The organism is Pseudomonas sp. P7548 (genome assembly GCF_013386585.1).
Classification (GTDB): Bacteria; Pseudomonadota; Gammaproteobacteria; order Pseudomonadales; family Pseudomonadaceae; genus Aquipseudomonas.
In genome coordinates, this window is the sequence record NZ_JACARO010000034.1 from 64,763 (window position 1) to 78,547 (window position 13,785).

At 61.6% G+C, this 13,785-nt stretch carries 16 protein-coding genes; 8 read left to right on the forward strand and 8 right to left on the reverse strand.

Going from position 1 to position 13,785, the window contains the following annotated elements:
- Together HX803_RS13955 and HX803_RS13960 are read left to right on the forward strand one after the other, a co-directional pair.
- Positions 1 to 1,326, forward strand: coding sequence for an acyclic terpene utilization AtuA family protein (locus HX803_RS13955; protein ID WP_178921352.1), 1,326 nt, complete (start codon positions 1 to 3; stop codon positions 1,324 to 1,326).
- Complete coding sequence (locus tag HX803_RS13960; RefSeq protein ID WP_178921354.1) at positions 1,323 to 1,643, forward strand: hypothetical protein; 321 nt, start codon at positions 1,323 to 1,325, stop codon at positions 1,641 to 1,643. The genes HX803_RS13955 and HX803_RS13960 overlap by 4 nt, the downstream gene beginning before the upstream one ends.
- 108 nt (positions 1,644 to 1,751) lie before the next feature.
- Here HX803_RS13960 and HX803_RS13965 read toward each other — a convergent pair whose 3' ends face one another.
- From HX803_RS13965 to HX803_RS13985, 5 genes are all read right to left on the reverse strand, one after another.
- Positions 1,752 to 2,123, reverse strand: a complete 372-nt coding sequence (locus HX803_RS13965; RefSeq protein WP_178921356.1) for a glutathione S-transferase N-terminal domain-containing protein — start codon at positions 2,121 to 2,123, stop codon at positions 1,752 to 1,754.
- Positions 2,124 to 2,225: 102 nt separating this feature from the next.
- On the reverse strand, positions 2,226 to 2,771 hold the full coding sequence (gene folE, locus HX803_RS13970) for a GTP cyclohydrolase I FolE (protein WP_003204506.1): 546 nt from the start codon (positions 2,769 to 2,771) through the stop codon (positions 2,226 to 2,228).
- Positions 2,772 to 2,849: 78 nt separating this feature from the next.
- Positions 2,850 to 3,407 (reverse strand): Smr/MutS family protein, encoded by a 558-nt coding sequence (locus HX803_RS13975; protein ID WP_178921358.1) that lies wholly within the window; start codon positions 3,405 to 3,407, stop codon positions 2,850 to 2,852.
- A 75-nt stretch (positions 3,408 to 3,482) separates the two neighbouring features.
- Positions 3,483 to 3,803, reverse strand: a complete 321-nt coding sequence (locus tag HX803_RS13980; RefSeq protein WP_178921360.1) for a hypothetical protein — start codon at positions 3,801 to 3,803, stop codon at positions 3,483 to 3,485.
- 141 nt (positions 3,804 to 3,944) lie between these two features.
- The gene (locus HX803_RS13985; RefSeq protein ID WP_178921362.1) at positions 3,945 to 4,535 is read right to left on the reverse strand and encodes a cysteine hydrolase family protein; all 591 of its coding nucleotides are present in this window, start codon (positions 4,533 to 4,535) and stop codon (positions 3,945 to 3,947) included.
- Between the two features lie 239 nt (positions 4,536 to 4,774).
- Between HX803_RS13985 and prmB the strand changes: the two genes are divergently transcribed.
- Positions 4,775 to 5,683, forward strand: coding sequence for a 50S ribosomal protein L3 N(5)-glutamine methyltransferase (gene prmB, locus HX803_RS13990; protein WP_178921364.1), 909 nt, complete (start codon positions 4,775 to 4,777; stop codon positions 5,681 to 5,683).
- A 123-nt stretch (positions 5,684 to 5,806) separates the two neighbouring features.
- Here the strand turns inward: prmB and HX803_RS13995 are convergent, their stop codons facing one another.
- Both HX803_RS13995 and HX803_RS14000 read right to left on the reverse strand, forming a co-directional pair.
- Positions 5,807 to 6,613: a hypothetical protein gene (locus tag HX803_RS13995; RefSeq protein ID WP_176998079.1), complete on the reverse strand. Its 807-nt coding sequence runs from the start codon at positions 6,611 to 6,613 to the stop codon at positions 5,807 to 5,809.
- A gap of 99 nt (positions 6,614 to 6,712) precedes the next feature.
- Positions 6,713 to 7,675 (reverse strand): alpha/beta hydrolase, encoded by a 963-nt coding sequence (locus HX803_RS14000; protein ID WP_178921366.1) that lies wholly within the window; start codon positions 7,673 to 7,675, stop codon positions 6,713 to 6,715.
- Positions 7,676 to 7,818: 143 nt separating this feature from the next.
- On the opposite strand from HX803_RS14000, the gene aroC reads away from it, so the two are divergent.
- The 4 genes from aroC (at position 7,819) to HX803_RS14020 (ending at position 11,159) form a co-directional block, all read left to right on the forward strand.
- Positions 7,819 to 8,910, forward strand: coding sequence for a chorismate synthase (aroC, locus tag HX803_RS14005; protein ID WP_016976377.1), 1,092 nt, complete (start codon positions 7,819 to 7,821; stop codon positions 8,908 to 8,910).
- A 79-nt stretch (positions 8,911 to 8,989) separates the two neighbouring features.
- Complete coding sequence (locus HX803_RS14010) at positions 8,990 to 10,153, forward strand: MFS transporter (protein ID WP_178921368.1); 1,164 nt, start codon at positions 8,990 to 8,992, stop codon at positions 10,151 to 10,153.
- Positions 10,150 to 10,680 (forward strand): acireductone dioxygenase, encoded by a 531-nt coding sequence (locus HX803_RS14015; RefSeq protein WP_178921370.1) that lies wholly within the window; start codon positions 10,150 to 10,152, stop codon positions 10,678 to 10,680. The genes HX803_RS14010 and HX803_RS14015 overlap by 4 nt, the downstream gene beginning before the upstream one ends.
- A 209-nt stretch (positions 10,681 to 10,889) precedes the next feature.
- Positions 10,890 to 11,159, forward strand: coding sequence for a response regulator transcription factor (locus tag HX803_RS14020; RefSeq protein WP_178921372.1), 270 nt, complete (start codon positions 10,890 to 10,892; stop codon positions 11,157 to 11,159).
- Between the two features lie 57 nt (positions 11,160 to 11,216).
- On the opposite strand, the gene HX803_RS14025 is transcribed toward HX803_RS14020, so the two are convergent.
- Positions 11,217 to 11,495 (reverse strand): DUF3509 domain-containing protein, encoded by a 279-nt coding sequence (locus tag HX803_RS14025; protein WP_016970113.1) that lies wholly within the window; start codon positions 11,493 to 11,495, stop codon positions 11,217 to 11,219.
- A 406-nt stretch (positions 11,496 to 11,901) separates the two neighbouring features.
- Here HX803_RS14025 and HX803_RS14030 point away from each other — a divergent pair, with 406 nt between their 5' ends.
- A complete protein-coding gene (locus tag HX803_RS14030; RefSeq protein ID WP_178921373.1) occupies positions 11,902 to 13,728 on the forward strand; it encodes a long-chain-acyl-CoA synthetase in 1,827 nt (608 codons plus the stop codon).
- The last annotated feature ends 57 nt before the right edge of the window (positions 13,729 to 13,785 follow it).

Genomic DNA, 13,785 nt, shown 5'->3' on the forward strand with positions numbered 1-13,785 from the left:
ATGAAAACCTTGCGCATCGGTTCCGGCGCCGGCTACTCCGGCGACCGTATCGAGCCCGCCGTGGAACTGGCCGAACAAGGCGACCTGGATTACCTGGTGTTCGAGTGCCTGGCTGAACGCACGATCGCGTTGGCGCAACAGGCACGGATCAACGACCCAGCGGGCGGCTACGACCCGCTGCTGAGTGAACGCATGCGCCGCGTGCTGCCCTTTGTCGGCACGAAGGCGGGGCGCCGACGCTTGCGAGTGATCACCAATATGGGCGCGGCCAACCCGGTGGCGGCGGCTGATGAAGTGCGACGGATTGCGGCTGAGCTGGGCCGGGTTCTCAAGGTGGTTGCCGTGGTCGGCGATGACGTATTGCAGGCCTTGCAACCCGAGTTCTTGCTGGATAACGGCCAGACCGTTGGCTCCTTGGGCGAGCGGCTGCTTTCGGCGAACGCCTACCTGGGTGTCGACGGCATTCTGCAGGCGTTGCACGCGGATGCGGACGTGGTGATCACCGGGCGCGTGGCTGACCCTTCGCTGTTCCTGGCGCCGCAGATGTTTGAATTCGGCTGGGCGCAGGACGATTGGCAGCGCCTGGGGCGCGGCACGCTGGTGGGGCATTTGCTTGAGTGTGCCGGGCAGGTCAGCGGTGGTTACTTCGCTGACCCCGGGTTCAAGGATGTGGATGACCTGGCGCGCCTGGGTTTTCCGTTGGCCGAGATCGATGCCGAGGGTGAAGCGCTGATCACCAAGGTCAACGGTTCAGGTGGTCGCGTCAGCCGCGCTACGTGTACGGAGCAATTGATCTATGAGGTGCATGACCCGTCGGCGTACCTGACGCCGGATGTGACGGCCGATTTTTCCAAGGTCGGGTTTGTTGAAGAAAGCGTTGATCGGGTGCGTGCCCAGGGCGCGGGAGGGCGTTCGCGGCCCGAACAGTTGAAAGTCAGTGTCGGTTATCTGGACGGTTGGATTGGCGAAGGGCAGATGTCCTACGGCGGGCCTGGCGCTGTCGCACGGGCCCAACTGGCGCGGGATGTGGTGCTCAAGCGCCTGGAATTGATGGGCGTGAAGATGCAGGACGTACGCGCCGAATTGATCGGCATGGACTCGCTGCACGGCCCGCGCAGCGGCGTTGAACCCTGGGAAGTGCGCCTGCGCGTAGCAGCCCGTTGTGAAGCGCGCAGCGAAGCGGTGCGCGTGGGCAATGAGGTGGAAACCCTCTACACCAACGGCCCGTCGGGCGGCGGTGGGGCGAGTAAAAGCGTGCGGCAGGTGGTGGCGGTGGCGTCGTTATTACTGCCACGCGATAAGGTCAATCCGAGGATTCAAGCATGAAGCTGCACACGCTGGCCCATTCCCGTACCGGGGACAAGGGCGACACGTCGAACATCTCGATCATTGCGTACCGGGCCGAAGATTATCCATTGCTGTGTGAGCACCTGACGGCTGAGCGTGTGGCTGAGTTCTTTGCGGGCTTGCGGGATACAGGGGCGGCGCCGGTACGACGGTATGAATTGCCCAATGTGCAGGCGCTGAACTTCGTGCTGCCGGGGATTTTGCGTGGCGGGGTGACGCGTTCGCTGGCGCTGGATGCCCATGGCAAGTGCCTGGGCTCGGCGCTGCTGGAACTGGATTTGATAACACCGAACTAAATGTGGGAGCTGGCTTGCCTGCGATAGCGGCGGGTCAGCTTGCACTTTTGCTACTGATACACCGCTATCGCAGGCAAGCCAGCTCCCACAAGGGTTACCTCGCGCGTATCAGACCGCGGCGAAGCGCTTGTCCAGGTAGTCGATGATCACCTTGGAGTCGTACATCCAGGTGGTCTGGACGTTCTCTTCGATGCGCAGGCACGGCACTTTGATCTTGCCGCCTTGCTCCAGCAGGGTCTGGCGGTCCTGCTCGTTGTTCTTGGCGTCCTTCAACGCCACCGGCACATTCAGGCGGTGCAGGGTGCGGCGGGTCTTCACGCAAAACGGGCAAGCGTGGAACTGGTACAGGGTCAGGTCCTTGGCGGCCTCGTTCACCTGTGCCTGCTGTTCGGCAGGGCGCTGCTTTTTACGTGGACGGGTCAGGAAGTCGCCCGCGATGATGACGTGGCCGAGGCCCACTCGAAGTGCTTTGACGAACATGGCTTGAACCTCTTGCCCAGAACAGAAGGGGTCGCAGCTTACAGCAATTCTGCGGGTGAAAAAAAACCGGCGATGAACGCCGGTCTTTTCCTGCCCAGCCGATTACTTGATCAGGCTGAGGAATTCGCTGCGGGTGGCCGCGTTTTCGCGGAACTCACCGAGCATCACCGAGGTGATCATCGACGAATTCTGTTTTTCGACGCCACGCATCATCATGCACATGTGCTTGGCTTCGATCACCACGGCAACGCCCAGGGCACCGGTCACCTGCTGGACCGCATCGGCGATCTGGCGGCTGAGGTTTTCCTGGATCTGCAGGCGGCGGGCGTACATGTCGACAATCCGCGCGACCTTCGACAGGCCCAGCACTTTGCCGCTCGGGATATACGCCACGTGGGCCTTGCCGATGAACGGCAGCAGGTGGTGTTCGCACAGCGAGTACAACTCGATGTCCTTGACCAGCACCATTTCGCTGTTGTCGGAGCTGAACAAGGCACCGTTGGTGACTTCTTCCAGCGTCTGTTCATAACCGCGGCAGAGGTACTGCATCGCCTTGGCGGCACGCTTTGGCGTGTCGAGCAGGCCCTCGCGGGAAACGTCCTCGCCGAGCTGGCCGAGGATCGCGGTGTAATTCTGTTCCAGGGACATGAAACTACCTGTGGGATTTTCGCAAAGCGCAAGGTTACGGTGGCGGACACATCGCTGCAAGCCTGACGATGGCAGTTGTTACTCGTCGCGGCCTTCCATCATGGTGCGCTTGAGCATCACATACACGGCACCCGCGCCGCCGTGGCGGGCCTGGCACGAGGTAAAGCCGAGCACCTGGGCGTGTTGGCGCAACCAGGTATTGACGTGACTCTTGATCATTGGCCGCTTGCCATCGAGCCGCACGGCCTTGCCGTGGGTGACGCGCACGCAGCGGATTTCGAACCGGGTGGCTTCGGCCAGGAAGGCCCAGAGGGTCTCCCGGGCTTTTTCCACGGTCATGCCGTGCAGGTCCAGGCTGCCCTCGAAGGGGATCTGGCCGATCTTGAGCTTGCGCATCTGGCTTTCCTGCACGCCATCGCGGGCCCACATCAGCTCGTCTTCGGGGCCGACGTCGATCACGAACTGGTCCGACAGGCCGTCCACGGTGGTTGCATCGGTGCGCACGGTCGCGGCCTGGCGCAGCTTGGCGATCTGCGCGCGGTCAGCCTTGGGTTTACCGGTGTCGGCACGGTCGTGCTTGATCGGCTTGACGCCGCGCAGCTCGTTTTTGAACAGGGAAAAATCGTCGTCTTGCATGTCAGCCTCCGCGAAGGGCGGGCAGTTTACCTAAATCGCGGCGGCCGGGGCGCAGGAAACGCTATCCAAGCGCCATCAGTCGTGCTTTTTCATCAGGTGCGAAGCGATGTTGAGCGACAACGGCTGGCGCATTTTTCGACGACTACGGCGCCACAACCAAATGCCCAACCACAGCACCAGCAGCCCGATCGCCAACAGGATAGCCGAACCGCCAGGGCTGGCGTTCAATTCGCCCAGGGCGGGAGAGTGACCTAACAACCCGGCGCCACCCGCGCCAGCCATCAACAAACCTACAATCGCCAGCAGCGCGGCAAAGCCAGCCACCAGGCGCAGACGCCAGTTGCTCGGGCCCTTGGGGCGCAAGCGACGAGCATCAAAACCATCGGATATCTTCATTCCGACCTTTCCTCCAGGGTATCGGCCCTTCGACCGGACAATACACAGGTTGTTCCGGGGGGAGGGGTAAATGCGCCAAATGAGAGGGCTTTGCGGATGAGCGGGGCCGTAGACCGGCCGCGCCGCTCACCGGAAGGTCGATCAGATCAGATCTTTGGTCAACGCCAGGGTGGCGAAGTTGTCGGCCATGATGGCCATTTCGGTCTGTTGCACGTGCTCGGCGCTCAGGATGCCGCTTTTGTAAGGCAGGTCGCGGGTGGCGCAGGCGTCTTCCACCAGGGTGCAGCGAAAGCCCAGGTTCTTGGCCGCGCGCACGGTGGTGCTGACACTGGAGTGGCTCATGAAACCGCACACGATCAGGTCGAGGGAGCCAAGGTCTTGCAGGTGTTTTTCCAGGCCGGTGCCGTGGAATGCGCTGGGCAGCAGCTTACCGATGATGGTTTCGTCACCTTCGGGTTCCAGGCCGGGAATGAACTGGCCGCGCTCGCCCTGGGGGTCGAACAGGCCGCCCACGGTACCGAGGTGGCGCACATGCACGATGGGACGTCCGGCGTTACGTGCTGCAGCGACCAACTGCTTGATGTTGCCAACCGCCGCATCCATGCCCGAAAGGGCGAGTGGGCCGCTGAGGTATTCCTTCTGGGCGTCGATGATCACGAGGGTCGCATGGTTCAGGTTGGCTGCTGAGTAACCGCGACCGCTGAGTTGAAACATCGTCTTTGGAACGGACATTCTGGGGCTCCTGTGAGGGGGGCTTTTGCGACATTGTCCACTGGCTGAGCGGTTCTGTGAACCGCTACCATCGTAAGGTACGCCGTTGTTGGCGTGCAGCCATGTCAAGTGGGCGGGTTGTTTAGCGCAATGATGGCAAAATGGATGAAATCCGACGGATGGCGAAGGATTTTCGTACATCGAAGGGACAGGCGAAGGCTGTTAGAATCGCCCGTCGTTTTTTCCAGGAGTTCTCCCCCGTGATCACATCCCGCCTGCGCACCTTGCGCGACCACATCCGTTGGGCTGTCAGCCGTTTCCATGGGGAAGACCTGTTTTTCGGCCATGGCACCGATAATGCCTGGGACGAAGCCCGGCAATTGGTGCTCGGTGCCTTGCACCTGCCATGGGAAATTGCTGACAGCTACTTGGACTGCAACCTCGAAGAAGAAGAAATCTCCCATGTGCAGCGTCTGCTGCATCGTCGTATCCATGAGCGCGTGCCCACCGCCTACCTGCTGAAAGAGGCGTGGTTCTGCGGGCTGTCGTTTATTGTCGATGAACGCGTGTTGATCCCGCGTTCCCCGATTGGCGAGCTGATCGAAAACCGCTTCGAGCCCTGGCTCGCGCAACCACCGGCGCGCATCCTCGACCTGTGCACCGGCTCCGGTTGCATCGGCATTGCCTGCGCCTATGAGTTCCAGGACGCCGAAGTGGTATTGGGGGACTTGTCCTTCGAAGCGCTGGAAGTGGCCAACCAGAACATCGAACGTCATGGCGTCGATGAGCGCGTGTACACCGTACAGGGCGATGGCTTCGACGGCCTGCCGGGCCAGCGTTTTGACCTGATCGTGTCCAACCCGCCGTATGTCGATGCCGAAGATTTCGCCGACATGCCCGACGAATACCAGCACGAACCGGAACTGGGCCTGGCCTGCGGTGATGATGGCTTGAACCTGGTGCGGCGCATGTTGGCCGAAGCGGCAGACCACCTGACCGAGAAGGGGTTGCTGATCGTTGAGGTGGGCAACAGCCAGGTGCACGTCGAGGCGTTGTACCCGGAAGTGGATTTTGCCTGGCTGGACTTCCAGCGCGGCGGTCACGGCGTATTCATGTTGACGGCCGAGCAGTGCCGCCAGCATCAGGCCGTCTTCGCCGCTCGCATTTAACCCAATCGCAAGATAGAACGCGGTCAATGTGGGAGCTGGCTTGCCTGCGATAGCGATGGTGAATTCACTGCCGCTATCGCAGGTAAGCCAGCTCCCACCTGTTTGACCGCATTTCAGCCGCTGTCAGCGGTGCGTGGCAATCCAGATCAACAGCCCCGCCTGAAACACGGTAAACGCCACCAGGCAGGTGATGGTAAAGCGCAAGCCGCTGTCTTCACGCTTGAACTTGGTGACCTTTTCCTCTTCCTTGCGCAGCTTCACTTCCTGCTCTGCCAGGTTCTGTTCGGCCTGCTGCAGCATCTGCGCGGCTTCGAGGATCTCCACGAACTGCAGCTTCTCAGTGTTCCAGCTGTCCAGTACGTCGCTGACCTTGCCCGGTTGCACGTTGCCCTTTAGGTGCTGCACATCGGCGTAAGCCACATCAAACCCCTGGATACGCAGGAAGTGGTCGCGGCGCAGGCGCGTGGCTTCGTTCAGTGCATCCTTGTTGGCCAGGTCCACACCGTCGACGCGGTAGTGGGACCACTTCTTCTTCGCCCACGCCGCCCCTTGTGCCACGAGGAAACGGCCGATGCCACGGTTGGCGGGTTCGATTTCCAGGCTGTTGCCCGGGCCGAAATGCACACGATGGGTGTCGTGGTCGACCCAGATGTCCAAATGGTTCTGCTCGCGGCGCACCCGTTGCCCCGGCAATTGAATCACCATGCGCAACAGGCTGTGGCGTTTATCGTGGCGCTCGGCGTAGCCGAACTGCACGAAGCGCAGTGGCCGCACGCCGGTGGCGCGATCCGTGGCCAGGGGCGCCAGGCGCAGCATCTTGAAATGTTCGGCCTGCACGTCCGCCCACGGCAAGGCGGCCGCGTCGTTGGCCTCGGTTTTTTCAGCCGGGGTTTCGGCGGTCGGTTCCGGTGTTGCTTCAGTGGTTGTCATGCGGCGCGATCCTGTCCAAGCCCAGCGAGTCGGCAGTCTTTTTACTGTCGACACTGGGCTTATCGGCCGCTTTCTCCAGGACTGGAGGCAAATAGTCGCTTAACGGGGCCCAAGTCCGCCGATAAAGCGCACCACACGCTCACCCAGCTCGGCGGCCAGGGGTAATTGCGGGTCGTTGTAGGAGGCCAATTGTTCCTTCACGTTGTTGGGCACGATGCGCATCACGTGGTTCATGCCTTCGATCACCGCCAACTGCGCATCGGGCTTGGCCTTTTTCAGTTGCCGGGCATCGCCCACGCCCACCTGGATATCGTTGGTGCCCTGGAGGATCAGGGCCGGCATCTTCAACTTCGCAAAGGCGGCAGAGGGATCGGCGCGGAACAGGCTGATAAGGTAAGGCTGTACGCTCGGCCGGAAAATCCCCTCCAACGGGCCCGGCACATCGGCATCCACCTGGCCAGCCTTGAGGTGGTCGAGGATTTCATTGCTGCGCAGCAGCAGGGCAGGGGGCAGGTGGTCGGCCAGTTGCTGGCGGATCACCTGATCGACCGGGCGGGCGCTGCCGGACAAGGAAATGACCCCGGCCGGGTCGAGTTGCGGCGCGGCAAGGGCCGCCACCAACGCGCCTTCACTGTGGCCCAGCACGATCAGCGGGCCCATGCGTTTGTCGGCCTTGAGCAGCTTGCCCCAGGCCACGGCGTCAGCCACATAGGCGTCGAGGGTCAGGTTGCGTTCGTCCGGGGTGGCGGCCAGGCTGGCGGCCACGCCGCGCTTGTCGTAGCGCACGCTGGCGATGTTATGCCGGGCCAGTACCCAGGCCAGGCGCTTGAGGCTGTCATTGCGTGCGCCGTCGGCGCTGTTGCCATTGCGGTCCGTGGGGCCGGAGCCGGCGATGATCAGCACCACCGGCACCGGGGTGTCGGACTGGGGCAGCAGCAACGAGCCAAACAGCTCGCCGCTGCCGGTGTCCAGGCTGATGGGACGTTGCAGCACGACGGGGGAGGCGGCCTGGGCCACGGCGGTAAACAGGGTGAGGGTAAACAGCAGAACTCGCAGCATCATCGCGCCATTATGAGAGAGGTGCCGGTTGGACAGAGGTCTACCGGTAAGGTTTCGAGGATGAACTAGTCGATTAGCCTGCGTATACTGGCGCCCTTAAGTTATTACGGTTGACTTGATTCAACTGATTTCACGGAGCGCCCTGCATGTCCGGCAATACCTTCGGCAAACTGTTCACTGTCACCACCGCGGGCGAAAGCCATGGCCCGGCGTTGGTCGCCATTGTCGACGGCTGCCCGCCGGGGCTGGAGCTGTCTCTGGAAGACCTGCAGCGTGACCTCGACCGCCGCAAGCCCGGCACCAGCCGCCACACCACCCAGCGCCAGGAGCCCGACGAAGTCGAGATCCTCTCCGGCGTGTTCGAAGGCCGCACCACCGGTTGCGCCATCGGCCTGCTGATCCGCAACACCGACCAGAAGTCCAAGGACTACTCGGCCATCAAGGACCTGTTCCGCCCGGCCCACGCCGACTACACCTACCACCACAAATACGGCGAGCGTGATTACCGTGGCGGTGGCCGCAGTTCCGCGCGCGAAACCGCGATGCGCGTAGCAGCCGGTGCGATTGCCAAGAAGTACCTGGCCACCCAGGGCATTGTGATCCGTGGCTACATGAGCCAGCTGGGCCCGATCGAAATCCCGTTCAAGACCTGGGACAGCGTCGAAGACAACGCCTTCTTCAGCCCCGACCCGGACAAGGTGCCAGAGCTGGAGGCCTACATGGACCAGCTGCGCCGCGACCAGGACTCGGTCGGTGCCAAGATCACCGTGGTGGCCGAAGGCGTCAAGCCTGGCCTGGGCGAACCGATCTTCGACCGCCTGGACGCCGAACTGGCCCACGCGCTGATGAGCATCAATGCCGTGAAAGGTGTGGAAATCGGCGCCGGTTTCGCCTGTGTGTCCCAACGTGGCACCGAGCACCGCGACGAGCTGACCCCGGAAGGTTTCCTCAGCAACAACGCGGGCGGCATCCTCGGTGGCATTTCTTCCGGCCAGCCGATCGTGGCGCACCTGGCACTCAAGGCCACGTCGAGCATCACCACGCCGGGCCGTTCGATCGATGTGCACGGCAACCCGGTGGACGTGATCACCAAGGGCCGTCACGACCCCTGCGTGGGCATCCGTGCCACGCCGATTGCCGAGGCGATGATGGCCATCGTGCTGATGGACCACCTGCTGCGCAATCGCGGACAAAACGCCGATGTGCGCGTGAGTACCCCGGTACTGGGCCAATTGTGACAGCCCTGTGTGATGAGCGAGCTTGTTGTGGCGAGCGAGCTTGCTCGCGCTGGGCTGCGAAGCAGCCCCTTAATACACCATGACCCAAGCCCTCCCCTACTGGCGCCTCTCCAGCTTCTACCTCTTCTACTTCGCCCTGCTGGGCGCGACGGCACCGTTCCTGGCGCTGTATTTCGATCACCTGGGGTTCTCCAGCGCGCGCATCGGCGAGCTGGTGGCCATCCCCATGCTGATGCGTTGCGTGGCGCCCAACCTGTGGGGCTGGCTCGGGGACTACACCGGTCGGCGCCTGGCCATCGTGCGTTTCGGCGCGGTGTGCACCCTGGCCAGTTTTTCGCTGATCTTCGTCAGCAAGACCTACGCTTGGCTGGCGCTGGTGATGGCGCTGCATGCGTTCTTCTGGCACGCGGTGCTGCCGCAGTTTGAAGTGATCACCCTGGCCCACCTGCACAAACAGACCTCACGCTACAGCCAGGTGCGGCTGTGGGGCTCCATCGGTTTTATCCTCACCGTGGTCATCATGGGCCGTCTGTTCGATTGGCTGAGCCTGGACATCTACCCGGTGGTGGTCGTGGTGATCATGGCCGGTATCATCGGCGCCAGCCTGTGGGTACCAAACGCACAGCCCACCACCCACGGCAATCGCCTGGCCGGTGATGGTTTCCTCAAGCAACTGCTCAGCCCCGGCGTGCTGGCGTTCTATGCCTGCGTGGCGCTGATGCAACTGAGCCACGGCCCGTATTACACCTTCCTCACCCTGCACCTGGAACACCTGGGCTACAGCCGTGGTGTGATCGGTATGCTCTGGGCGCTGGGGGTGGTAGCTGAAGTGCTGATGTTCCTGGCCATGAGCCGTATTCTCACGCGCTTCTCCGTGCGCCGCGTGCTGCTGGCCAGCTTTCTGTTGGCCGCGCTGCGCTGGTTGTTGCTGGGCTCGTTTGCCGAATACCTGTGGGTATTGCTGTTGGCGCAAGTCATGCACGCCGCGACGTTCGGCAGTTTTCATGCGGCAGCGATTGCTTTTGTGCAACGCAGCTTCGGCGACCGCCAGCAAGGCCAGGGCCAGGCGTTGTATGCCGCGCTGGCCGGGACCGGTGGCGCGTTGGGCGCCCTGTATGCCGGCTACAGCTGGAACCTGCTGGGGCCGACCCTGACATTCAGTATCGCCAGCGTCGCGGCCCTGGCGGCCGCCGTTATCATTGGCCTGCGCTTGCAAGAGCCGAATAGAGGAACCGTGCAATGAGTTATGTCGCCGTTTATCACATCGCCACGCCTGATACCCCGAACAAGGTGCTCACCCACTTCGACGATATTGTGTCGACCCTGGCCGAGCACGGCGTGCGGTTCGAGCGTTGGCAGCCCAGCCCGATAGAGAAGGGCGCCAGCGCGGCTGAAATGATTGCGGCCTACCAGCCGCAGATCGACGCCCTGGGTTACCGCTCGGTCGAGCTGCTGAGTGTCACGGGCGGCCACCCGCAAGCGGCCGAAATGCGCGCCCAGTTCCTGGATGAACGCCGCTACAGCGAAGACGATGCGCGTTTTTTCCTGGCTGGCCAGGGCCTGTTTTGCCTGCATGTGGGTGACTATGTCTACGCCGTGCGCTGCGAAAAGAATGATTTGCTGCTGATTCCGGCCGGCTTGCCTCACTGGTTCGACATGGGTGAAAACCCGCACTTCGTGGCACTGCGCATGTTCGATACAGCCCAAGGCTGGGTACCGATGTTCACCGGCGACACCCTGGCCTCGGGCTTTCCAGGGTTGGATGACTAGGCGCAAACGTAAGAATGATCAACCCCGGCCAGTTGGAAGTTGGTGTGGGAAGCGGCCTAACAATCTGTGAGACCCTGCTGTTTATTCGGCACCCTATGCTTTCATTCCTTTCATTATGTAACTCTCTCCTGCCCCTATGTTTATAACGTCTGTCAATCGGAGGAATCCGAAGATGGGCGGGGGCATCCGATAATAAGAAGGAGAGAGTCATGAGCGGCCCCGAGGATTCATGCCGTAAGCCGGTTACTGCGCCGATCGCGACAAGAAGGCGCCTGAGCCAGTCGGGCAAAACCCTTACGGTTAGAGAGCTTGAGATCTTGCGCTGGGCGGCAGAAGGGAAAACCGTCTGGGAAATCAGCCAGATTCGCGCGGTCTCCGAAGCCACCGTGAAGTTTCACCTGCGTAATATCTACGGCAAGCTGCAGGTCACCAATCGTGTGCAGGCAATGAACGAAGCGGCCCGCCTGGGGCTGTATTGAGGGCAAAAAAAGGGCCGCGACGCTCAACGGCGTCGCGGCCCTTTTTTGTGCCGGTGCTTAGGCCGAATGGTAAGTCGGCAGGGCAAAGCGGTTCTGGCTTTGCAGCATCGAAATCTGTGGCAGCTCGCTGGCTTGCTCGGCCAGGTCGCGGCGAATGGCGCTGATCACCCAGGTCAGTTGATCGGCGGTGTGCAGCTGTTGGTACGAGATCGAGCGCTTGACCTGTTTGCCTTCGCTGTTGCGCAGGGTCAACAGGATGCCGCCGTCCGGGCGCGGCTGGGTGGTGACGTCGTATTGGGAGAATACAGAAGCGAATTTATCTTGGATCAGGCTCATGTCTATCAGCTCCGTTGGCTCAAGTTGGCAAGCATGGAGTGATAGGTGCAGTGATTGTGCCAGTATTGGCTATCTATAAAAAACCTTATAAATCAATTACTTATAAAAATATGCGATTTTCGATTTCGTGCAATTTGCATGAATGGCCATCGTGCATCCTGCATTTTGCGCTATCCGGGCCGGGTTTTTTCCGTGACGTCTCGGCGTCCAGTCCTTCTATCGACTGCTGTCTGCGGGGGTAATTCCATTTAACTGAACGCAGGGGTTCGGGATACAAAACTTTTCAAATCCCGCATGTACAGTCCAAGAATGGCTGGCGTATTTTCCTGCAAGACATTCGACCTCCTGCCTACAGAAGCGTCGCTGTTTCAGGATCCTACGAAGAATAAGAAAAAGGACGTTCCCCATGAGCCAACCGCCAAACGACATGATCACCTGGGGCATGATGCTGCGTAAGGTGCCCACCATTGTCCGGGCCCTGCCTCGGGTGGTGCGCGGCATGCGCGCGGCCAATGTCACCGACCCCGCGCAGCCCTGCGGCCTGGGCTGGCATTTTGAGCAGGCCACATTGCGCAACCCCGATGGCGTCGCGCTGCTGTATGCCGATACCTGCCTTACCTACCGTGAGGCTAACGGTCGCGCCAACCGCATTGCCCACTACCTGCATGACCAGGGCATCCGCAAGGGGGATGTGGTGGCGTTGTTCATCGAGAATCGCCCCGAATTGCTGCTCAGCGTGCTGGCCGTGGCCAAGCTGGGCGGTATCTGCGCCATGCTCAATACGGCGCAGACCCAGGCCGCGCTGGTGCACAGCCTGAACCTGGTGAGCCCGGCAGCGATTGTGGTGGGGGCGGAACTGGTGGCGTCCTATGAAGCGGTGCGTCATCAGGTGCAGATTCCCGCCGAGCACACCTGGTTTGTCGCCGACCAGCAGGCCAGCGCAGTGCCCGACGGCTACGTCGACCTGATCACCGCCAGCGCCGAGTCCCCGGCGGACAACCCGCCGAGCACCGCGCAAATCTTCTTCAACGACCCCTGCTTCTATATCTACACCTCCGGCACCACGGGGTTGCCCAAGGCCGGCATCATGAAGCATGGCCGCTGGACCAAGACCGCCGTCAGCTTCGGCAGCATCGCCCTGGACATGGGGCCGGAGGATGTCCTTTATTGCACCCTGCCGCTGTACCACGCCACCGGCCTGTGTGTGTGCTGGGGCTCGGCGATTGTCGGCGCGTCGGGGTTCGCCATCCGGCGCAAGTTCAGCGCCAGCCAGTTCTGGGATGATGCGCGCAGGTTCAAGGCCACCACCCTCGGTTATGTCGGTGAGTTGTGCCGCTACCTGCTCGACCAGCCCGCCAGCGAAAAAGACCGTGATCACAGCGTGACCAAGATGGTCGGCAACGGCCTGCGGCCTGGGGTGTGGGCGCAGTTCAAGGCGCGTCATGGCGTGGCGCATATCTGCGAGTTGTATGCCGCCAGCGACGGCAATATCGGCTTCACCAATATCTTGAATTTCGACAACACCGTCGGCTTTTGCCTGCAGCACTGGGCGCTGGTGGACTACGCCCACGACACGGGAGAGCCGGTGCGTGGCAGCGATGGTTTCATGCTGAAAGTGAAAAAAGGCGGACAGGGCCTGTTGCTGGCCAGGATCGATGAGAAGTCACCCTATGACGGCTACACCGACCCGGAAAAGAACCGCAAGGTGATCCTCACCGACGTGTTCGAAAAGGGCGACCGCTACTTCAATACCGGCGACCTGGTGCGCAGCATCGGCTTTGGTCACGCGCAATTCGTCGACCGCCTGGGGGACACCTATCGTTGGAAGGGGGAGAACGTGTCCACAACCGAAGTCGAGAACGTGTTGCTGCAACACCCGCAGATCGCCGAAGTGGTGGCCTATGGCGTGGAGATCGAAAACACCAACGGCCGTGCCGGGATGGTCGCCATCACGCCGAGCGAGTCCCTGGCCTCACTGGACATGCGTGAATTGTTGCGGTTCGCCCACGGCCAGTTGCCCCACTATGCGGTGCCGCTGTTCCTGCGGATCAAGGTGAAGATGGAAACCACCGGCACGTTCAAGTACCAGAAGGTCAAGCTCAAGGAGGAGGCCTTTGACCCGGAGAAGGCGGGCAATGACCCGGTCTATGCGTGGCTGCCGGGTTCGGACTGCTACGTGCCGGTGACCGGTCAACTGTTGGCGCAGATTCAGGGTGGGCACTTTCGTTATTAAAGGCGGCGTTATTGATTCTGCCTATGGCCGCTTTTGACAAAAAAGCCATGACAGGTG